The organism is Steroidobacter flavus (genome assembly GCF_042651805.1).
Lineage (GTDB): Bacteria > Pseudomonadota > Gammaproteobacteria > Steroidobacterales > Steroidobacteraceae > Steroidobacter > Steroidobacter flavus.
The window spans coordinates 1,017,435-1,039,378 of sequence record NZ_JBHSDU010000003.1 but is presented as its reverse complement, the minus strand read 5'-3'; the positions used below and the strand labels follow the sequence as shown (position 1 = coordinate 1,039,378).

Here is a 21,944-nt window from a genome sequence, read left to right as displayed (position 1 = left end):
TCGTCGATTCGCGCCGCCTGCTGCCCTAGAAATCAGGGTTCAGATTTTCGATATCTGTACGGCTCGATCGGCCGTCGACGCCAAACTGGTAGGCGATATGTCTTGACGGGTTCATAATTTCGAAATAATTTCGAATTTATCCCCCGTCGAGGACATCGCGTGAAACTCACCCCTGCCTTCCTGCTGCTCCTGGGCGCCGCGTCGCTCGCCCATGCCGACGCTCCCGTGCCTTGCGCGTCCACCGCTCAGATCGCGACCGTGCGCGACTACTTCACCAATCAGCGCCCCGGCCGCCCTTTGCCCGTGCCGGCGCGTGCCTTCGGTTGGCCTGAGTTGGTGGTCGCCAGCGGACTGCCTGTCGACGAGTCGTTCGGCGTGGCAGCTACGCCGTCGCTGGTTCGCGAGATTTGGAAGACCATCGATGCGTGGGGCGCGCAAACGTCAGTGAAGCTCGTGCTCGCCTCAGGCGGGCAACACACCTTCGCCTTCCCAAGCCTGGTGCCAATCACTCAACCGCAGAATGCGAACGCAGACCTACTGGATGTGTACGCGGACGGCGGCAAAGGCGTGCACACGCATATCAGCACGCCCCACGTGAAGGCCATCTACGCAACGGATATTCCCGGCAAGGACGCAGGCCAGCGCACGCAGGCCATCTCGTTCTACAACCACGACGGCAGCCTGGCCCTGGCCGTGTATGCACAGATCGCCGGCGAAAAGCCCGACCCCGCGGCGATCGAAGGCTTCAAGAAGACCGCAGCCAAGATCAAAGCCCTGCCCAGAGTCTGCGTGCCGCAGTCGTGACCTGAGCCCGACCGAACGCTGGTCGAACTCCAGCTGAACCTCGACCGAGCCCCAACCGAACCTTGAGCGAAGCCCGATCGAACCTTTGATCGAACCCCAAACGAACCTCGATCGAACGCTTGACCGATCCCTGACTGAACTTCGCATCGGCGAGGCACGTAGGGCTCACGCCGTTGGGGCAGTAAGGGCGCCTTGGTGGGCGCTACTAGCCCCAATTCTTTTCCGGAAAAAGCGCCTCGCGCAGGGAGAAAAATAATATTCCCCCTCCCGATCACGGGAGGGGCCAGGGCGTGGGTCTTCCGGCTGGCTCAAAGCATCGCGGCGGCGGGCGTCACACGATTCTTCGACCGAACCCAACTAAACTTCGAATCGCGAGACATGCAGGGCTCACGCCGTTGGTCATGGGCGCGATGTGGAGTAGTAACGCGCCTTTAGCAGGCGTGACTAGCCTCCATTCTTCTCTGGAAAAAAGCCCTCCCGCAGGGAGAGAAAAATAGTCCCCCTCCCGTTCACGAGGGGCCAGGGGTGGGTCTTACGGCGGCAGGATCAAAACATCCTGGCCGAGTGTCCCATCCGATTCCTCATACGCTTATAACTTGGCTCTGGGAAGTCCTGATTGTGAAATCGGGGCGTCGACTAACACTGGCCGCGTTGGTTGGTTTCAAGAGGAATCAGTCGATGCTGGCCCATCACAAAGACCGCGCTGTGTCGCGGCATGTTTCCTTGTTCCTGAGGCTCGCGCCGTGCCTGTTGACTGCGCAGAGTGTATTAGCCGATCCGGCGCAGGAGGCTGCCACCGAGAAAGACGAGATCATCGATTACGTCATCGTGACCGGCTCGCAGGTGATGCTGCCGCCGGACTACGCGGGCGGGCAGGTGGCTCGCGGCGGGCGCGTGGGTTTGTTTGGCAATCTGGACATCATGGATACGCCGTTCAACAGCACCAACTACACCGCCGAGTTCATGCGCAATCTGCAAGCGCATAGCGTCGCGGATGTGGTGCAGAGTGATCCGGGCGTGCGCGTCGCCCGTGGCTTTGGCAACTTCCAGGAGTTGTATGTAGTCCGGGGCTTTCCGGTGTACTCGGACGATATGGGTTACAACGGTTTGTATGGTCTGTTGCCCAGGCAGTACGTCGCCGCGGAGTTCCTGGAGCGTGTCGAAGTATTTCGGGGTGCGAACAGCTTCTTGAATGGCGCCGCGCCGGGTGGAAGTGGCATCGGCGGCTCGTTCAACCTCGTGCCCAAGCGTGCGCCGGGTGCGTTGAATCGCGTGACGATTGGAGCGGACAACGGGGTCGAAGGCTACGGTGCGCTCGACTTCGCGCGACGCTTCAGCGACGGTGCCTTCGGTGTTCGCGCGAATGCGGTTCGCCGCGATGGTGACACGTCGGTGGATGACCAGAAACGTCAACTGACGATGTTCTCGCTCGGCATGGACTATCGCGGCGACAAAGCGCGACTGTCCGCGGATCTTGGCTATCAAGATCACAACATCGACGCGCCACGTCCGAGCGTCACGCCGTTCGGCGGCATTCCACGCGAGCCGGATTCTTCGTCGAACTTCGCACAGAAATGGACCTACAGCAGCGAGAAGGATTTCTTCGGGGTGGCGCGCGGCGAATATGACTTCACCGAAGGCGTGAGTGCCTGGCTCGCGGCCGGCTTTCGAGACAGCGAAGAGCACAACAACCTGGCGAATCCAACAGCGGCGCCGAGCGGAGCCGCCACCACGTATCGCTTCGAGAACTACCGCGAAGATCTGGTGAAGACGGGCGATGCGGGCGTGCGGTTCGAGTTCGACACTGGCTCGGTGGGGCATCGGCTCGTGACATCCGTGTCGTACTTCGATCTGGATTCGAAGAACGCCTTTGCGCTGTCGCCATTCGGCGGACTCGCGTTCGATTTGTATCATCCCGTGCAGCTCGCGGAGCCCGCGGCCAATTTCTTCGTCGGTGGCGTGATATCCGCGCCGCGGACGACGACAAGGACCAAGACCGAGAGCTTCGCGCTGGCCGATACGTTGTCCTTCGACGAGAACCGATTCCTGGTCACGCTCGGTGCGCGTTATCAGAAGATCGAGCAAAACAGTTACGACTACAACAATGGTTCGGAGCTGTCCGCTTACGACGAGAGCACGGTGACGCCCGTATTTGGCGTCGTCGTGAAGCCCTGGGAGCACATCTCGCTGTACGCGAATTACATCGAGGGCTTGCTCCAGGGCGAGGAGGTTCCGGCGGTGATCGGCGGAGTAGCGATCGCGAATGCCAACGAAATCTTCGATCCCTTCAAGTCCAAGCAATACGAGGTCGGTGCCAAGTACGATGGCGGCACGCTCGGCGGCAGCGTCGCAATCTTCCGCATCAATCAGCCGAGCACCATTCTGGTCGGCAATGTGGTGAAGGAGTCGGGCGAGCAGCGCAATCAGGGCATCGAGCTCAGTGTGTACGGGCAGCTGAGCAACGCGGTGCGCCTGCTGGGCGGTGTGACGCTGCTCGATGCCGAGAATCGCCGCGGCGATATTCCGGCCAACGACGGGAAGGACGTCATCGGCGTGCCGAGCACGCAGGGAAATGTCGGAGTCGAGTGGGATATCTTGGAGGCATTGAGCGTGGACGGGCGCGTGGTCTACACGAGCTCGCAGCCCGCCAGCGCCGACAACACGCTCGAGATTCCATCGTGGACGCGTCTCGACGTCGGTGCCCGGTATGCGATCAAATGGGATCAACGCGAGGTCACGCTCCGGGCGCGCGTGGACAATGTCACGGATGAGAATTACTGGGCGTCGGTCGGCGGATCGTTCGGCGCCAATTATCTCGTGCTCGGCGGGCCGCGCACGTTCGTGGTGTCGGCATCGGTCGATTTCTAACAGCAACTGACAGGGGTTGAGATCGGCCGCCACGATGGCGGCCGATCACTGGAAGGCTTGATGACAAAACGTTTGTTCCGTGGCCTGGGCCACGTCGGTGTGGTGTTGATTGCCGCTTTTGCCGGAACGAGCTTGCAGGCCGCGAGGCCCGAGCCGCCTTTCACCATCGATCCCTATCCTAGTACCTATCAATCGCTGCCGCGGACCGACACGCTGATCGTCGATGTGACGATTCTCGACGGCGCCGGCGGTCGCATGGATCAAGGCGAGATCCTATTGCGCGACGGGCGCATCGCCGCCGTCGGGCATGGGTTGCCCAGAGACAACGTGACCGTCGTGCAAGGGAAGGGGCGTTGGGTCACGCCCGGCATCATCGACATTCACAGTCACAACGGCACGTACGTGTTGCCGCTCACGTCGCTCGATCGCAAGGCATCGGATGTGTCCGAGACCAGCGATCCGAACGTCGCCGACACGTGGGTCGAGCACGCAGTGAATCCACAAGATCCTGCCTTCGCCGTGGCGTTACGCAGTGGCGTGACGACGATTCAAGTGCTGCCTGGCTCGACGCCGTTGTTCGCTGGCCGCTCCGTGGTCGTGAAGCCGGTGCCCGCGACCAATGTGCGGGCGATGAAATTTCCCGGCGCCGTGCAAGCGTTGAAGATGAGCTGCGGTGAGAACGCCAAGAGCTTCTTCGGTGACAAGGACGAGGCGCCCAACAGTCGTCAGGGCGAGATCGCCATCATCCGAGAAGCGCTGCTACGCGCGCAGGAATATCGCGAAGAGTGGCGCCAGTACTCGCGCGGCAAGAGCAAGAAGCCGCCGCAACGAGATTTGAAACTCGACACGCTGGCTGCCGTCCTCGACGGCGACATTCCCGTTCACATGCATTGTTACCGGGCGAGCGACATGTCCGCGATGATGGGCGTGGCGCAGGAGTTCGGTTTCAAGATCGCCGCATTTCATCACGCGACCGAGGCGTACAAGATTCCGGCGGAGTTGAAACGAGCGGGCACCTGCGTTGCCGTGTGGTCGGACTGGTGGGGCTTCAAGATGGAGCTGCAAGACTCCATTCGCGAGAACGCGGCCATGTCGGATGCAGCAGGGGTGTGCACGATGATGCATTCGGATTCGCCCGTCGTCGGGCAGCGTTTGCAGATCGAAGCGGCCAAGGCTGCGGGTGCGGGTCGACGCGGTGGATTGAATCTGCCGCCCGAACACGTCATCACCTGGGTCACGAGCGTGCCCGCGAAGGTGCTGCGCTTGGGTGATCGTATCGGCACGATTGCTGCCGGCTTCAATGCCGACCTGGTGCTGTGGTCGGGCGATCCTTTCTCTATTTATACCAAGGCGGATCGAGTGTTCATCGACGGAGCCCAGGTCTACGACAGCGCCGAGCCCGCGCGCTCGCCAGAATCCGATTTCGGGCTGGGCCGCCCGGAGATGGGAGGCCGTCAATGAAATTACAAACATTCGCCGCGTTGCTTCTGCTGAGCGCCGCTGCTTCCGCGCAGAATCTCTCGATCGTCAGCGCCAAGGCGTGGACGCTGACTTCCGACACGCCGATCGATAACGCGACCATCGTCATCAGGGACGGCAAGATCGCTTCGGTGAGTCCGACGCCACCGCCGGCCAGCATGCGAGTCATCGATGCGGGCGGCAAGATCGTGACGCCGGGGTTGATGCATCCCGCGACCCGGCTCGGCTTGATCGAAGTCAGCTCGGCGGCGGAGACGGTCGATCATGCAGCGAAGGCCGGCGCACCGGGCGCGGGCTTCGACGTGCAGTACGCCATCAATCCGAATTCCGTGCTGATCGATCTGGCTCGCGCCGATGGCGTCACTCGCGCGTTGAGTTATCCGAGTTCGAGCAACACGCCGCCATTCGCAGGGTCAGCGTCGCTGTTGCATTTGTTTGATGGTGGTGATGTGGTCGAGCAGCCGCGCATGGCGGTGTTCGTCACGATCAGCAATCGCAGCGCCAACTCCACCGTGGGCTCGCGGTCGGCGCAGTGGCAGTTGCTCAGAACGGCGCTCGATACAGCGAAAGCGGCGAGTCCAACTGCGACGCGCACTGCGGACAGCATTGCGCTCGAGTCCATCGTTCAGGGCAAAGTGCCGCTCGTCATCAGCACGAATCGAGAATCCGATTTGCGTCAGGCTGTCCGACTGACGCGTGAGTATGGCATTCGCGTCGTCATCGTCGGCGGTGCCGAAGGGTGGCGAGTGGCGGATGAGTTGGCCGCTGCGAAGATCGCTGTGATCGCCGACCCGATGTCCAATCTGCCGGCGTCGTTCGACGAGCTGGGGGCGCGTTTGGATAACCCCGCGTTACTTCGCAAGGCGGGCGTCACGGTCGCGATGAGTCTCGACGGCGTGCAAAGTTACAACGCAGGATTGTCGATTCGCGAAGGCGCGGGCTTGGCAGTTGCGAACGGCATGTCTTATGTCGACGGCCTGCGCTCCATCATCAGTGCGCCGGCGGAGATCTATGGGATTGCCGATCGCTTTGGAACGCTGGCGCCCGGGAAGGACGCCGACGTTGTCATCTGGGACGGCGATCCGCTCGAGCCGTCGTCCGCGCCGACCACCGTTCTCGTTCAAGGCAGGGAAGTCTCGCTGACGACGCGTCAGACCGAGCTGCGCGATCGTTATATGCCGGCGGTCAAGGCACTTCGACAATGAGTGCTCGATGTGTGCAGGCGAGGCTGCGCATCGGCAGTAACGCTCAGTGCGCGCCGGCGAGGCCGCGCACTGGCTGTGATTGCTAGCGCGGCTCCAACGTTTCCTTCAGCCACCGCGCGGTGTCATCGATCGCGCGGTTGCTGAGGGCGGAGATCGACATCGCTTCCAGGAAACTGTGTGACGCGCCTTTATAGAACGATGTCGTGACGCTCACGCCGGCTTGCTTGAGTTGCTCGGCAAGCCGCCAGTTCTGTTCGGTGAGGATGTCGCACTCGGGAATGACCATGAACACCGGCGGCAATCCGCGCAGATCGGCGAGCACCGGACACACGAGCGGATTGTTCGCTTCATCTCGGCTGCGCAGATAGTTGTCCCAGTACCTGGGCATTTCTTCGGCAGCGAGCATGTAGCCTTCGTAGCCGTAGCGTTGAAGCGCTTCCGGCTCGCTGTAGATATCCGTCACCGCGTAGTTCGTTACGACCGCGTGGACCGCATTCGCCTCGCCTTCGTCGCGCAGTCTCAATGCTGTCGTGATTGCGAGATTGCCGCCCGCCGAATCGCCACCCAAAGCGATGCGGTCGCGATGAATGCCCAGCTCGCCACTTTGCTCCCGAACCCAGCGCACCGCCGAGGCGATTTGCTGCTGGGCCACGGGGAATTTCGCTTCGGGCGACAGGGCGTAGTCGACGCCGATGACAACGATATCAGCGCGAGCGGCGTATTCGCGCATCAGGCGGTCGTGGGTGTCGATGCTAAACGTGGTCCAGCCGCCGCCATGCATGTAGAGGAGCGCAGCCTTCTCTGCGCGCGAAGACGGGTTGTGGATGCGCACACGCACCGCTCCCACTGGCGTGGGCACGGTGTGCTCGATGCGCTCGGCCATGACCGGACCGCCGGCCGCCCACGGCGCACGCACGTGTTCGCAGGCGCGTCGCATTTCGGGCAGCGGTAAGTTGTTGAAATCCGGGTAACTGGCGTACGCCGCGCCGACAGTGGCGATGAACTGGCGAATGTCGGGATCGAGATCGGCACCGCGCGCCGAGAGTGCTGTGCTGGTTGAATCGTCCAATGGCATGGGCTCCGTGCCGGCGCAATGTTTGGCCGGCCGATTTTGTGGTATCACTGCCTGTCTGGGGAAGCTAGCAATCAGCCACTGGTGTGCCGTCGCCCATGGAGCAACATTCATCTCGTCCGGGCCAGCGCCGAAGCGCTGTCAAAGGCTCACTCACTCGTGCGCCGGCGTCCAATGACGCGGCCGCCAGCACGCCCCCTCGTAGCACGCGAAGCATCGACTATCAGGACGTGCCGCGTCCAGTTGCTGCGCTCGCGGATGAATACGAGTCGGGCACCATCCAGGAGCGCCACTCGCACAAGCGCGCCCAGGTGCTGTACTCGATCTCTGGCGTGGCGTCAGTCACGACCGATCACGCCAGCTACATCCTGCCGCCGCAGCGGGCGTTGTGGATTCCGAGCGGCGTCGCGCACGAGATGGCCTGTCGCGGTCATGTGTCGGTGCGGACGCTCTACATCGACGAGCGCGTTCGGGGCGATCTGCCCGAAGCCTGCCGCGTGTTCGAAGTGTCCGACCTGTTGCGTGAGTTGATCATCGCCGCGGTTCGCATGCCGATCGAATACGACGAGCAAGGTCGCGACGGTCGCGTGATGCAACTGATCCTGGACGAGATCGCGAGCGCGCCGAGCATTCCGCTCGACATCTCGATGCCGCTGGATCCTCGCCTGCTCAAAGTGTGTCGCGCGATTCTCGAAGATCCGGCGCACGCCGATACGTTGGACGATTGGGCGCGCGTCGCCGGCATGGGGCGTCGCACGTTCACTCGAATGTTTCGTCGCGAGACGCAGATGAGCTTTGCCACCTGGCGGCAACATGTGCGACTGATGGAAGCGATGTCACGTCTCGCGACCGGCGAGCCCGTGACCGCCGTCGCCTTCGATGTCGGTTACAACAGCCCAAGCGCGTTCACCGCCATGTTCCGCAAGGCGTTCGGCGCCGCCCCGACCCGATACATTAGCGAACAAACCTGACGCCGGGTCTCGGCCGTGCTGATAGCAAACGTTCCCGCGATGGTGGGCTACCTGCTGGCCGCCCGCAACGTGCGCAACGACTGGCACGAATAGAGCCGCACCCGGCATCCGGGAAACACCCAACGGACGACTCCTTGATCGCTTGCGATCATCGCGCGCTTGTACGTGGCGGCCGACCGATCATATAGTCGCGACCCCCGCGCCGGCGGGGATGTCGAAAGGAGTTCACATGAGCAGCACGACTGGGGATGACAGGATTTGTTTGTTAGATCCCCGGGCTGTTGCGCTGCCCATGCTTTGGCTGCTGGGCGCGACTCCGGCGCTCGCTGAAAATACGTCAACACAAGCAGCGATCGACACCGGCCAGATCGAAGAAGTCCTGGTCAGCGCCCGCCGACGCGGCGATGAGCGGTTGCAGGATGTGCCGGTCGCGGTGAGCGTGCTGTCCGATGAAGCCCTGCGCAAAGCGGGGATCACTGACCTCGCCGAAGTGGCGACGCGCACGCCGAGCTTCACGTTCGGTCAACAGATCGGCAATCAACAAGAAGTTGTGATTCGCGGCATCGGCACCCTGCGATTGACCGGATCGGCGGCCGAGCCTTCGGTGGGAACATTCATCGACGAGGTTTATGTCGGGCGCCGGGGCACGGCAACCCCGCCGCTGTTCGATCTGGAGCGGGTCGAAGTCGTGCGCGGCCCGCAGGGCACGCTGTATGGCAAGAATGTGGTCGGCGGTGCCGTCAACCTGATCGCCGCCCGGCCGAGCGATGAAACATCGGCGCGGGTGGCCGTTTCTTACGGACAGTTCGATGTCTTCGGCGGGCGCGATTTATGGGAAGGCTCGGCCTATGTCACAGGCGCGTTGAGCAATTCCGTCGCGGGCCGGGCAGCGGTCTACTATCGCAAGCACGACGGCTATTCCCAAAATACCTTGCTCGGTGAACGGCTCGACGATCAGGACAGCTACGCGGTGCGCGGCTCGCTGTTGTTTCAGCCGACGGATGCACTCGACATCGACGTCATCGCCGATTTCAGTCACAACGAGAGCCAGGGTCAGTCGCGGCGAGCGGTCGACGACCCTTCTGTGCCGGCAGTGGGAGCGGTCGTCGGGTCGGGTCTGCTCAGCAGCAATGTGCGCGAGAGCGATGCGCCGTGGACTCAGTGGGAAGATCAAGACACCGCCGGGCTCACAGCACGCTTCGACTATCGGCTCGGTGCCGGTCGCACGCTGACATATCTTTCCGCCGTCCGTTACGGTGACTTCAACGGCCGCTATTCCTTGGTGGGCACGCGCTCGCCGCCGTCGTTGACCGACGCGGCCAATGGTCAGCGCGAGAAGTACGTCGGTATCACTCAGGATTTGCGCTTGAGCTCGGACGGCGAGGGCGCCCTGCGCTGGGTGGCGGGTTTATATTTCCTGCGCGAAGACACCGACATCATCGACAACAGCATCGCAACGTCGTTTCTGTCGGTGCTGGGGCCGGGCAGCGTCGGCGACATCCTCGACGGCCAGTTCATCTACGATCAGGAAAACATCACCAAGAGCTCCGCCGTCTATGGCGAACTGAGCTGGGCGATGACCGACGCGCTGTCATTGACCGTGGGCGGTCGCTACACCTACGACGACAAGGACTATCGCAACCGGTCCGAATGCCTGGACTTCGGCGCGCAACCTGACTTCATCTATTGCGTGGCGCCGCTCGGTGCGGAGTTCTGGGACATTCGTACCAGTAAGAGCTGGAGCGAATTCACGCCCAAGGCCAGCCTCGACTGGCGTGCCAGCGAGGACGCGCTGTTGTATGTAAGCGCGGCGCGCGGCTTCAAAGGCGGCGGATGGCAGGGCAAGCCCGGAACGGAGGCGGCTGCATTGCTTCCTTACGATCCGGAAATCGCCTGGACCTATGAGATTGGCGCGAAGACTCGCTGGGCCGACGGGCGCGTGCTTGCCAATATCGCGGTCTTCCATACCTCTTTCGATGACCTGCAGGTGGAACAGCTCGACGACGCAGGGTTGTCGTTGATCATCGATAACGCCGCGTCGGCGCGAATCGATGGCATCGAGCTGGAGCTGCAGCTGCGGCCGGTGGCGACGTTGCAGTTGTGGTTGAGCGGATCGTATCTGGATTCGGAGTATCGTGACTTCATCGACTCGGCCGGCAACGACCTGTCGGGTAATCGCCTGGCGCGCACGCCGGAGTTCCGCTTTACCGGCGGCGCCGATTACACGCTGCCGATCAGCAGCGATCTGTTGCTCGATACGCGCGTCGAATATCAATGGCAGGATGAGATGCCGTGGCTGGTCGAGAATACGGTGTTCGAAGATTCCTACGGGCTGCTCGATGCGCGAGTGGCCGTCCAGTCGCGCTCGGAGCAATGGGAAGTCGCGTTGTTTGGTAAGAATTTGACGGACGAGTTGTATCGTCTCGACGCCATCCCGTTCCTGGGCGATGTATTCTCCCGCTTCGGCGCGCCGCGCAGCTATGGCGTCCAGTTCACCAAATCGTTCTAACGTGAATCACGATCCCGCCGAAACATTAGAAGCCGATTACGTAATCGCAGGTGGCGGCTCCGCAGGTTGCGTGGCTGCGCGCCGGCTCATCGATGCAGGCTATAGCGTGATCTTGCTCGAAGCGGGTGGCGACGATCGTCACGCCGCGGTGTATGTGCCCGCGGGTTCCGCGAAGCTGGTCGGCAATCCTCAGTACGATTGGAAATACGAGACCGAGCCCGATCCATCGCGCAACGGTCGTATCGACAACTGGCCGTCGGGCAAAGTGCTTGGCGGCAGCGGCTCGATCAATGGAATGATCTACTTGCGCGGTAACCCCGCCGATTACGATCGCTGGGTACAGCAGGGCGCAACCGGCTGGAGCTTTGCCGACGTGCTGCCATTTTTCCTGCGCTCCGAACGCAACGAGAACGGCGCCAGCCAGTACCACTCCGACAAAGGTCTGCTGGGTGTCGCGAATCTGCGCGTCACGCATCCGTTCAATCGTTTGTTCATCGATGCCTGCGTCGCCGCCGGCATTCCACGAAACGACGATTTCAACGGCCCGGTCCAGGAAGGTGTCGGTTACTACCAGGCAACTCAATGGGGCGGGCTGCGCTGTAGTGCTGCGCGCGGGTATTTGCGTCCCATCGGCGAGCACAAGAAACTGCAATTGTTGAAGCGCGCTTTCGTGTGTCGCGTGCGGGTCCGAAATAACGTCGCGGAGGCGGTGGAGTTCAATCATTACGGCGTCGCCAAGCTGGCGCGTGCTCGTCGCGAAGTGCTGATCGCGGCGGGAACGATCGGCTCGCCGAAGATACTGATGTTGTCCGGGATCGGTCCGCGCGCGGAGCTGGAACGCCAGGGCATCGCTTGCGTGAACGATCTGCCCGGCGTGGGGCGCAATCTCCAGGAGCATCCGGGCATCATCCTCAGCTACGACGTGACGATGCGCACGATGAATGTCGAAGCGCATTCACGATGGCGCTTCGCCCTGCGAGCTCTGCAGTTCGCGTTGCTCCGGCGAGGGCCAGGCACTTCGCCGATCTCTCATGTGGGCGTGTTTTTCCGCACGCGGCCCGGGCTGCCGGCGTTCGACGCGCAGATACACTTTCAACCGTTGGGCTATGAAGTCACGGCGGACAAAGTGCTGCTGGCCGAGGCCAACCGTGTAAGCCTGGCGGTGAATGTCAGCCGACCGGAATCGCGCGGCTCGATCAGGCTGCGCTCGCCGCATCCGCAGGACGCGCCCGTCATCGATCATTCATTAGTAGGTGCCGACGCCGACGTTCGAACGTTGATCGACGGCGCACGGGTCATGCGCAATATTTTCAGCTCCCCGACACTGCGGGACCGCGTGCAAAAGGAATATCTGCCCGGCGAGGCCGTGAGCACCGATGAGCAGTGGGAAGCTTATGTGCGCGCCGGCGCGTTCGCGATGTATCACCCGGTCGGCACGTGCCGGATGGGCGCGGTCGATGATCCACAGTCCGTGGTCGATCCCGAGCTGCGAGTGAAGAACATTCGGCAACTGCGGGTGATCGATGCCGCGGTCATGCCCTGTCTGCCTTCGTGCAATACCAACGGCGTGACCATGATGATCGCGGAGCGCGCCTCGGCCTTCGTGGTCGGCACGAAATAAACAGCGCTTGTCAGTCGATATTACAGTCAGGTCGCGCCGGTGGGGCGTGCCTTGCGACCGACCATGCGCTCCACATTCCGGATCATGTGCATGACCACGTCGGTCTGCGACCAGCGACCCATCGGCCGCCACCACAGTGCCGCCCAGGTGAGCAGGCCGGCAATCGACAGCGCGGTGAAGTCCGGATCGTCGAAGGCGAACTCGCCGCGCTTCGCGCCTTCCACCAGCAACGACGACAGCTTGTGATCGAACTCCGATTTCAGCTTCGCCAGCAGCTGCCACTCGTCAGGCTCGAGATTCATCTCCTCGCGCCGATAGACCACGATGCACTGCTGATTTTGCAGCACCGCCGAGGTGACGCGCTCGATCGCCAGCCGCAGCTTTTCCCCGGGTGGCAACTTGGTCGACAGTGCTTCGTCGAGCGCGGCCAGCGGCGAGCGAATGCCGATCTCACAAATGGCGTTGAGGATCTCGCTCTTGTTCCGGAAGTAGGAATAAAGAAACGGCTTGGTGACTTTCAGCTCGGCGGCGATAGTATCGAGAGTGGTCGCTTCATAGCCCTGCGCGAAAAACAATTCGCGTGACTGCTCCAGAATCCGCCGCCGCTTGAATTCCTGAACCTCGGTTCGTAATTCATGCTTGTGCGACTGCACTTCGGTTTTCTTATTTGCCTTCGAGGCGCTCACCCGCGCAGCCATAATCTTCCCTCAGCAAACTCGTGCAAAAAAGCGGGTGAATGATGAGGCAGAACGACAGGCATCGCAATCAATCGCTGTGATGTATTGCTGTCGGAAAATTCGGCTAGCGCCACCGACTATACAAATGTACAGATCGCCGACACTCGAATGTGTTCAGCGCTGTGCTCGCGGTCGAGGTTGGGCCTGCGCCGATGGCGAGAGTGCCCGTCGCCCGGGCGTGAATGGGCCCGCCCGGGCGGCGCGAAGAATTTGCTGCTTACCAATACACGAGTAGCTGCATCTGCCGATTGTTGTGGTAGGATGCGCGCCCTCGCGGCGACAGTCCGGTAACCCGGATGCGTCCGAGAACGTCAGCGGATGGTTGGCAAAGGGTGGGCAGGCGTCGGTAACTTACTGATCCTGCTACGGAAAACCCCGAGCGCCGCGATGGCCCCGAAACGGCCGCCGGCTCCAGCCCCGTGTGCGAATGGCCCTGCCGCCCCCGGGATCCGGCTCATGCGAATGAGCGGCCCAAGGTCGCGGCGGACGGATGGGCGGCTGCGAGCCGTCGGCCAAATCAGTGCTGCGCCCGTAGCTCAGTTGGATAGAGCGCATGGCTACGAACCATGAGGTCGGGAGTTCGAATCTCTCCGGGCGCGCCATTCTCCTCCCTTCGCTTGCCACTTCACTCGCGCACCTCGCGACAACATCAGCGCGAACGCTTGCGCTGTTTCGAATCTCACCCCGTTTTTGATCGCGTGATTTTTTTTGTCGCGTGTGAGATATCGTGAGCGCAGAAGACAGATAGCATCTTCGCCCGGTGAATCCGCGATGTTTGGTTCAGCTTGACGCGAGTGTTGTCGCGTCCTGCGGTGCTGACGGCTTCGAATGCACCATTGCGTCGTCAATACGGCGGCTACGATGTCTTGATCCAGTCGTAATAGCGACACAGGTCCTTCAACATCGTTGGGTAGCCTCCAGCGCCGATCAAATGAACGGGCGAGATCCAGCTCCGATGTGTCAGGCGCATTCGCGCGTCCAAAGACTCGTGGCGTCCGTGCTGTCCGTGGCATTCCACCTTGGGTTGGTGGGGACAGTCGCCTTCGGTCATTTACTCAGCAGTCCGAGCAAGGAACCGCAAGCTTCGGCCCTGGAAGTTCGGTTCATTTCGACGCCGCCCGCTCCCGAGCCGCCCTTGTCGGTTCGGTTGCCACAAGTGACGCCCTTCGCGCCCATCAAGATCCAGCCGCCGGCGGCGCCATCGCTTCCCAACGATGCGGAGCTGATGAACTCCATCCACATTCAGGACGAATCCGACGACGCAACGGAGTTGGTGGAGTCGCCCGATCAGCCGAGTTTGCCCAGTGATCCGGAGCCACCGACACAGACTCGAGGCAGTGGCGTCGAGCTGAGCCAGGCCGAGCAGACGTGGGAAGCGCAGGTGCTCGCGGCGCTCGAGCGCAAGAAGCGATATCCGGCGGCGGCACTCCGCCACAAGGACGAAGACACGGTTTATGTTCACATCACCATAGATCGTACCGGCCGGGTGCTGGACGCACGCATCGAACGCTCCGTGGGCATTCGGATGCTCGACGAGGAAGCGGTACAGCTCGCGCACCGTGCGAGTCCCTTGCCCAGCCCGCCCGAAAGCGTCGAGGGCGAGCGTATCGAACTGGTCATCCCCGTCGAGTTCTTCATTCGCAACGGCCGCTTCCGATAAAGTCGAGCACGGTTTGCATATATTCGTTCGGCCGCTCTCGATTGCCGGCCGTCATTTGCCCGGTGCGACGGAAGAGCTGGTCGTGGCGCGAAGACGAGATCGGCCGCAAGGGCCGGTCGCGAATCAGCTCTGGCAATATCTGGAGACGCAGGCGGCGAGCTTACGATCCGTGCTCGGTGCGAGAACAACTCGCCCGGCGAAGCGAAAGCAAAGCAAGCGGCTATAGATTCACTCGCGTAATCTCGCTCGTCTTCCAGCGCAGTCTGAACAACGCACCGCCGAGCCGCGAATCCTCGACGCTGATCTCCGCGTTCGTCCAATCGCAAATCCGTTGCACGATGGCCAGTCCCAAGCCGTGACCGCCTGATCCGCGTTGACGGCTGTTGTCGATGCGATAGAAGGGCTCGAAGATCGCCGCGCGTTGTTCGGCAGGAATGCCCGGACCGTCGTCCTCGACGATGAAGCTCGTGTGCTGCGCGTCCTGGTGGATTACGACCTTCACCGTCGTGCGCGCGTGGCGCAAGGCATTGCGAATAATGTTCTTCAACGCTCGTGCGACCAGCTTGGCATCCAGATTCGCGACCGCATTCTCCGGCTGAACGTTGCTGAGCAACCGAATGTCGCCGGCGAATTGCTGGGCGTCATCGACGATCTCCGCAAGCCAGTCCGCAAGGTTGACGACTTGCGGTGACAGCCGGCGCGCGGCGCTGGTCAGTCGGGAGTAGGTGAGAGATTCATCGACCAGCGCTTCCAGCTCGTCCAGCGAGTTGCGCATCGTCTGCAGATAGCGTTCGCGGTCTTCGGCGACCGTCGTGCGCTCGAGCATTTCGACACCGAAGCGCATCCGCGAGATCGGTGTTCGCAGCTCGTGTGAGACCGCATCGGTCGTTTCTTTCTGCGCTCTCAGGAGCTCCTGGACTCGTTGCGCCATGCTGTTGAACGTATCGGCGACGCCGCGAATTGCCGAGCGTGTCGAGACGGTCACGCGCGTATCGAGCTTGCCTTGGCCGATGGCGTTCGCACCGCGCTCCAGCGCCAGCATGTCTCGCCACAGCGGCCGGGCCCAGAAATACAACGCCCCGCCCAGCGTCGAGGCAAGCAGCACCCAGATCAGGTACTCGATGATTCGTTCCAGAAAGTAGCGAGGAAACGGGCCCAGCTGCAGGGCGCGATCTTCGCCGGCCAGTTGTTTGTAGTAGCGCTCCTCCGGCGTCTCGAAGTCCAACACGACGAGCTCGCCCGCCCGCACGCGACTGCGGGACGCTTCATCAGGGATCTCGGTGAGCGGCACGCTGCGAATCGGGTACTTGACCTCCCGCTCCCTCGCTTGCAGCCACTCGATGCGCTCTTGGGAAGAGAGAGGGGCGAGGTGCCGCTCCATCAAATAGAAGAAGCCTTCGACACTTCGTATCGCGGTTTCCTGAGGTTGCTCCTCGATGCCGACCCGGACGACGTAGTCCGAGCCGCGCAGTGGCAGCAGCATGTAGCGGATTTCGTTGCCTTCATCCAGCGCAGGCAGGCCTTGCTGGAGGCGGTGACGGTTGCGCTCGGAGCCCTCGATGTCGCCGAGCTTGAACAGTCTCACCTCGTAGCCGAAATGCGGCCGGATGGCTTCGATGCGCTCCGGCCACTGCGCCACCGGTACACCGTGCACCTCGCTTTCAATGATGGATTGAGCGCCGAGCGCCGTCTGCTCGGCGCTGCGGGCCAGTTCGGTCCGCAACCCGTGAGTCCACAGCCAGCCGAAGCTCAGCACCGAGCCGACGGTCGCGGCGACGATGACCACGTACAGCGACAGGAGCAGTCGACGCATCAGAACGAGATCTTGATGCCGAACGACGGGAAGAACGGCAAGCTTTCTTCCTCTTCCAGCTTGTACTCGGACGAGCCTGCGATTGCTTCGTATCTCACGGCACCGCCGTTCTTGCGCGCGTACGCATTGATGATGTCCAGATAATAGCTGCCTTCGACGCGGCCGTAATCGAACTTGCGCTCGATGCGCAGGTCGAGGCGGTGATACGCCTTGGCGCGTTCGCTGTTGAGCTCGCCGTACACCGGCAGGTAATAGCCAGGATAATCCGGGTTCGGCTTGTTACCGACGATGGGCGTGTAGGGCATGCCGCTGCGCAGATTCCAGCGCAAGCCGGCTTCCCAATGGGCGTTGATGCGATAGTTGAGCACCAGGTTCGCGACCACCGGCACGTCGTAATCGAACGGAATCGATTCGCCCGTGAGTTCGTTGCGACGCTCGGTCTTCGCGGCGCTGACCGACAGCCAGCCGTACCAACGATCGCCGCGATCCCGATTCACCAGGATTTCGGCGCCATACGCTTTGCCGGTTGCTTCATTTACATACAATGTCGGGGCGGGCACGTCGACTGCGACTTTGCTCAGATCCTTGTAGTACACATCGGCCGTGATCGACCACAACCGGAAGGGTCGAACCGTGCCGCCGAACACATAGTGCACGGCTTCAGGCGATTCCAGCGCCGGGTTGCCGAAGATGGGCACGATCTGATCGATCTCGGGCAGCTGATGATATTTGCCCCACGAGGCATGCAGCTCCAGCGCCGGATTGATTTGCCACTGAGCGGCGACGCGAGGCTCCGCGTGCGACTCGTCGAGATATTCGTTGCGTGCGAAATGCACGCCGCTCGTCAGAGTGAGGCCGGGTGCGAGCGTCCAGATGTCTTCGAGAAAGGCATCGGCGGTTTTGATTTCCTGCTCGTCGTTGGCTTCGGTCAGTTCGCCATGCTCGGTCTCGCACTCGGGAGAGAAAATCGAGCAGCTTCGATAGCGCACGCGGATGCCGTAGTCGTACGTGGATTGTTGATACTCCACGCCCGCGCCCAGCGTGTGCGACTTGGACAACTGGAAGTCATATTGAGATCGGAAGGTCCACTCGTCGGTGTCGATGCTCAGAAACTCGGCGCCGTTACCCTGTTTGTTCAGGCGCGACTCCGCGACGTGACCGAAGGCCGTCTGCAATCGATGCGCGCCGTTCTCGAAGATCCAACGCGCCGCCTGGCTGTTGAATTCTCGTTCGAGCGACGCGCGGCCGGTCATGCCGGGATCGAGCAGGGCGTTGTCGGAGCGAGCACCGAAGGTCGCGGCTGCTTCGTCGCGAGCGCCGATGGCTGAAACTTCCACGCGATGATACGAGCCAAGGCGCCACAGATACTTCGCCTGATAGTCGTGATCCTTGGGGAACTGGTCGAATGTGAGGTCGTCTTCCTCGTCAGGCTCGTAGTCCGCGGCTTCGAGCAGCTTGTCGATCACGCTCATGCGCGCCGCGACGTAGAACGATTGAGTTTCGCCGACGCCGCCCTCGAGCAGAGCGCCGGCTCTCAACATGCTCGCGTCAATCGTGGTCCTGAGTGGCTGCACGCGCGGATCGCGCAAACTCACATCGAACACGGCGCCAGTGGCGCGGCCGTAGCGCGAGCCGAAGCCCGCCGCTTTCAAGCCGAAATCCCGAATCAAGTTCTCGTTGAAAATGCTGTGGCCGAAGTCGTGGAAGATGTAGCTCGCCGGCAGGAAGTCGACGATGAATGCGTTGTCATCCGGTCCTGAGCCGCGCACCGCAGGCGCGCCACCTGCTTCTTCGGTCGGGACGACGCCGGGCAAGCTATAGATGGCCTGGAGCGGATCGCCGAAGCCGCCGGGCACGGCAAGCAGTTTCGTTGTTTGCGCGGTGGGCTCGGTCGAGCGTGTGATGCGTTTGGAAGTCACTGTGACTTCCTCCAGCGCCTCATCTCCCTGAGCGGCGTACGTTGCAGAGGTTGCTGCTCCAAAGGCGCATACGGTCACGATCACTGGTCTTGCTAGGCCGGCCAGACGCATCTTCATCCTCAAGTAAAGAAAGCCGCGTGCGCGGCGATTGGGAATAGCGTAGGGAAGCGGCCGTGCCGGATCAGTGAGGTCTCGGTATCCGTCTGTAACGGTTTGTAACGAGCGGCTACCAGGCGTCGGACACGAACAAATAACCTCTGCCCCGCACGGTCTTGATCCGCGCGGGCGGCGTGGCCGTGTCCTGCAATTTAGCGCGCAGTCGGGAGATGCCGATATCGATGGAGCGATCGAGGCCGTCGTAATCGATGCCGCGCAGGCTCGCGAGAATCACGTCGCGACTCAGCACCGTGCCAGCTGCGCTGGCCAGCAGCCATAGCAGATCGAATTCACCCGTCGTCAGCTCGACGCATTCGCCCGCCAACGTCACGCGACGCGCTGTCTGATCGATGCTGAACGAGCCGAACGAAAAGCACCTCGGCTCCGAAGGAATTGTGACGGAATTTTGACTGGTGCGTCGGAGCAGCGCGCGGATGCGGGCGAGTAGCACCCGTGGCTCGACCGGCTTTTTCACGTAGTCGTCGGCACCCAGCTCGAGCCCGATGATTTCGTCGATGTCGTCGTCGCGCGCCGTGAGCATCAGAATCGGCCCCGCATACTCGGCGCGCACCCGACGACACACATCCATGCCATTCAAGCCAGGCAGTAATACATCCAGCACGACCAGATCCGGGGCGTCGCGCAAGATACGCTCAGCCCCGGAGTCGCCGCGATGGTCGACATTCACCTGGAATTCATGTTCGCGCAGGTACTCGCCGATCAGCGACGCGAGCTGCACATCGTCTTCGACGAGCAGGATGCGCGTTGGCTTGGGGGCGGGCACTGACATGCCGCGATTGTCCCATAGGAACGGCACTCATGGAGTGGCCTCCTGTACAAGGGCGGGGCGATGTTTGATCCGCTCGCCCAGGAACAACAGGATCGGCGCGGCAATGAATACAGACGAGCTCGCCGCCACGACGATGCCGAACACCATGGGCACGGCGAAACTAGCAACTGTTGCCCCACCCCAGATCGCCATCGGCAACATGGCAAGGAATGCGGTGACCGATGTGAACAGCGAGCGCGCCAGCGTTTCGTTGATGCTTCGATCGATGATCTGGCGTAACGGAATGTCCGGATGCAGGCGCAGGTTCTCGCGCATGCGGTCATACACCACGACCTTGTCGTTGACCGAGTAACCGATCAACGTCAGCAACGCGGCGATGGCGGTCAGGTTGAACTCCAGGCCGGTCAGCGCGAAGAAGCCGATAATCTTGGTGGTATCGAGCGCCAGTGTCGCGATGGCGCCCACGCCGAAATGCCAGTCGAAGCGAATCCAGATGTAAATGAACATCGCGACGCTGGCGAACAACACGGCCAGGATGCCCGCATCCGTCAGCTCGCCGCTGATCTTCGGGCCGATGATGTCGACTCGATCGAAGCTTGCTGTCGGTTCGACCTCGAGAATGGCCGCCTTGGCGCGCTCGGCAACCTCTGTTTGCGCCGAGGCATCGGCGTCTGGCTGCTGTTGAATGCGGACCAGCACGGTCGTGCCATTGCCATCGGCTTGCTGAAGACTCACTTCGCCGAGATTTGCTTGCTCGAGTCCGGCGCGAATCTCCGCGACCTGCATGGCCGCGGGTGCCGAGGCTTCGATGATCGTGCCGCCGGTGAAATCGACGCCATAGTTCAAGCCAGGTTTGACGAACAGCATCAGCGAAGCGACCGACAACACCAGCGATACGCCGAGGCCGACGAAACGCGCCCGCATGAACTCGAAGTTCGGCGTAGCGCTGCGCCAGCGCGCGGGCAACAGCGAGCCGATGACGAACTGTTTCGGTCGCCGCCATTTGAGCCACATCGCCATGATCGATTTCACGACGGTGACTGCCGTGAACATCGAGATTGCGATGCCCAGCGCCATGGTGACCGCGAAGCCGCGCACCGGGCCGGAACCGAACCAGAACAACAACGCCGTCGCAATCAGCGCGGTGACGTTCGAATCGATGATAGTCGCGTAGGCCCGATCGAATCCGTTGGTCAGTGCCGCGATGGCGGACTTGCCATTACGTGTTTCTTCCCGGATGCGCTCGTTGATCAGCACGTTCGCATCCACGGCCAGGCCAATGCCCAACACGATGCCCGCGATACCCGGCAACGTGAGTGTGGCGCCGAGTAGCGTCAAAGCCGCGAGCGTCAACGTAACGTTGATGACGAGCGCCAGATTGGCAACGACGCCCCAGCCTCGATACAGCACCGTCATGAACACGAGCACGAACAGCAGACCCGCGGCGCCGGTGACCGCGCCCATGCGGATTGCGTCGCTGCCAAGATCGGGCCCGACCATTCGCTCTTCGACGATCTGCAGCGGCACAGGCAACGCGCCGGCTCGCAACAGTGCGGATAGCGAGCTGGTTTCGGCCGCCGTGAAGTTACCCGAGATCTGTCCCGAGCCGCCGATGATCGGTTCCTCGATGACCGGCGCACTGATCACTTTGCCGTCGAGCACGATGGCGAATTGGCGTCCGACGTTATCGATGGTGATTTTCGCGAACTGCTTGGCGCCGGCGTCGTCGAAGCGGAACGACACCACGGGCCGACCGGTTTGATTGTCGATGCCGCTGTTGGCCTGGACCAGCCGCTCGCCCTGAAGCATCGGCCGCTGTTGCAAGATGTAATCGATGCCCTCGTCAGGCGCGGGAACACGGATGGTGCCGATGGGTGGCGCGCTTCTGCTCGGCGCACCCCACGACTCGACCCGATGAAAGGTCAGCTTCGCCGTGCTGCCCAACAGAGTTCGGATCGACGCGGGATCTTGCATGCCCGGCAGTTGCACCAGGATGCGATTGGTGCCCAGCGCCTGCACGGTCGGCTCCGCGACACCGATGGCGTCGATGCGACGTCGAACAATCTCGATGCTTTGCTGAAGTGCCGACTGCCGCCGCGCGGTTGCGCCCAGAGCATCGAGACCTTCTTCCTCGATGTCCTTTTGCATGGCGCGTTCATCGATCTCGAGTACCAGATGCGCGCCGCCGCGCAGATCAAGACCCAACGCGACTTGTTTGTGCGGCAGCCAGTCGGGCCACGCCTCCAGTTGTTTAGAAGTAAGCAGACTGGGTAACGCAATCAAACTACCAATGACGATGACGAGCCCGTACAACACGAGCTTCCATTTGGAAGGAACCAT

Annotated in this window: 14 protein-coding genes and 1 tRNA gene; 9 read left to right on the top strand and 6 right to left on the bottom strand. The window is 61.9% G+C overall.

What is annotated here, in order from left to right:
* Positions 1–159: 159 nt before the first annotated feature.
* From ACFPN2_RS10100 to ACFPN2_RS10085, 4 genes are all read left to right on the top strand, one after another.
* Positions 160–804, top strand: a complete 645-nt coding sequence (locus ACFPN2_RS10100; protein ID WP_380596486.1) for a ChuX/HutX family heme-like substrate-binding protein — start codon at positions 160–162, stop codon at positions 802–804.
* A 678-nt stretch (positions 805–1,482) separates the two neighbouring features.
* A complete protein-coding gene (locus ACFPN2_RS10095; protein ID WP_380596485.1) occupies positions 1,483–3,672 on the top strand; it encodes a TonB-dependent receptor in 2,190 nt (729 codons plus the stop codon).
* A gap of 60 nt (positions 3,673–3,732) precedes the next feature.
* Positions 3,733–5,133 (top strand): amidohydrolase family protein, encoded by a 1,401-nt coding sequence (locus ACFPN2_RS10090; protein WP_380596484.1) that lies wholly within the window; start codon positions 3,733–3,735, stop codon positions 5,131–5,133.
* Positions 5,130–6,356, top strand: coding sequence for an amidohydrolase family protein (locus ACFPN2_RS10085; protein WP_380596483.1), 1,227 nt, complete (start codon positions 5,130–5,132; stop codon positions 6,354–6,356). Before ACFPN2_RS10090 ends, ACFPN2_RS10085 begins: the two co-directional genes overlap by 4 nt.
* Before the next feature lie 82 nt (positions 6,357–6,438).
* On the opposite strand, the gene ACFPN2_RS10080 is transcribed toward ACFPN2_RS10085, so the two are convergent.
* Positions 6,439–7,425: an alpha/beta hydrolase gene (locus tag ACFPN2_RS10080; protein ID WP_380596482.1), complete on the bottom strand. Its 987-nt coding sequence runs from the start codon at positions 7,423–7,425 to the stop codon at positions 6,439–6,441.
* 101 nt (positions 7,426–7,526) lie between these two features.
* On the opposite strand from ACFPN2_RS10080, the gene ACFPN2_RS10075 reads away from it, so the two are divergent.
* The 3 genes from ACFPN2_RS10075 to ACFPN2_RS10065 all read left to right on the top strand — a co-directional run bounded on the left by ACFPN2_RS10075 (position 7,527) and on the right by ACFPN2_RS10065 (position 12,529).
* Positions 7,527–8,399, top strand: a complete 873-nt coding sequence (locus ACFPN2_RS10075) for an AraC family transcriptional regulator (RefSeq protein ID WP_380596481.1) — start codon at positions 7,527–7,529, stop codon at positions 8,397–8,399.
* Positions 8,400–8,628: 229 nt separating this feature from the next.
* The gene (locus ACFPN2_RS10070) at positions 8,629–10,908 is read left to right on the top strand and encodes a TonB-dependent receptor (protein WP_380596480.1); all 2,280 of its coding nucleotides are present in this window, start codon (positions 8,629–8,631) and stop codon (positions 10,906–10,908) included.
* A 1-nt stretch (position 10,909) separates the two neighbouring features.
* Positions 10,910–12,529: a GMC family oxidoreductase gene (locus tag ACFPN2_RS10065; RefSeq protein ID WP_380596479.1), complete on the top strand. Its 1,620-nt coding sequence runs from the start codon at positions 10,910–10,912 to the stop codon at positions 12,527–12,529.
* 26 nt (positions 12,530–12,555) lie between these two features.
* On the opposite strand, the gene ACFPN2_RS10060 is transcribed toward ACFPN2_RS10065, so the two are convergent.
* Positions 12,556–13,215 (bottom strand): TetR/AcrR family transcriptional regulator, encoded by a 660-nt coding sequence (locus tag ACFPN2_RS10060; protein ID WP_380596478.1) that lies wholly within the window; start codon positions 13,213–13,215, stop codon positions 12,556–12,558.
* 576 nt (positions 13,216–13,791) lie between these two features.
* Between ACFPN2_RS10060 and ACFPN2_RS10055 the strand changes: the two genes are divergently transcribed.
* Both ACFPN2_RS10055 and ACFPN2_RS10050 read left to right on the top strand, forming a co-directional pair.
* Positions 13,792–13,868: transfer RNA gene (locus ACFPN2_RS10055), tRNA-Arg, on the top strand.
* Between the two features lie 395 nt (positions 13,869–14,263).
* The gene (locus ACFPN2_RS10050) at positions 14,264–14,926 is read left to right on the top strand and encodes an energy transducer TonB family protein (protein ID WP_380596477.1); all 663 of its coding nucleotides are present in this window, start codon (positions 14,264–14,266) and stop codon (positions 14,924–14,926) included.
* Positions 14,927–15,146: 220 nt separating this feature from the next.
* Here ACFPN2_RS10050 and ACFPN2_RS10045 read toward each other — a convergent pair whose 3' ends face one another.
* The 4 genes from ACFPN2_RS10045 to secD all read right to left on the bottom strand — a co-directional run bounded on the left by ACFPN2_RS10045 (position 15,147) and on the right by secD (position 21,944).
* A complete protein-coding gene (locus tag ACFPN2_RS10045; protein ID WP_380596476.1) occupies positions 15,147–16,739 on the bottom strand; it encodes an ATP-binding protein in 1,593 nt (530 codons plus the stop codon).
* Positions 16,739–18,658 (bottom strand): TonB-dependent receptor plug domain-containing protein, encoded by a 1,920-nt coding sequence (locus tag ACFPN2_RS10040; protein ID WP_380596475.1) that lies wholly within the window; start codon positions 18,656–18,658, stop codon positions 16,739–16,741. Before ACFPN2_RS10040 ends, ACFPN2_RS10045 begins: the two co-directional genes overlap by 1 nt.
* Before the next feature lie 226 nt (positions 18,659–18,884).
* Positions 18,885–19,604: a response regulator gene (locus ACFPN2_RS10035; RefSeq protein WP_380596474.1), complete on the bottom strand. Its 720-nt coding sequence runs from the start codon at positions 19,602–19,604 to the stop codon at positions 18,885–18,887.
* Between the two features lie 27 nt (positions 19,605–19,631).
* On the bottom strand, positions 19,632–21,944 hold the full coding sequence (secD, locus tag ACFPN2_RS10030) for a protein translocase subunit SecD (protein ID WP_380596473.1): 2,313 nt from the start codon (positions 21,942–21,944) through the stop codon (positions 19,632–19,634).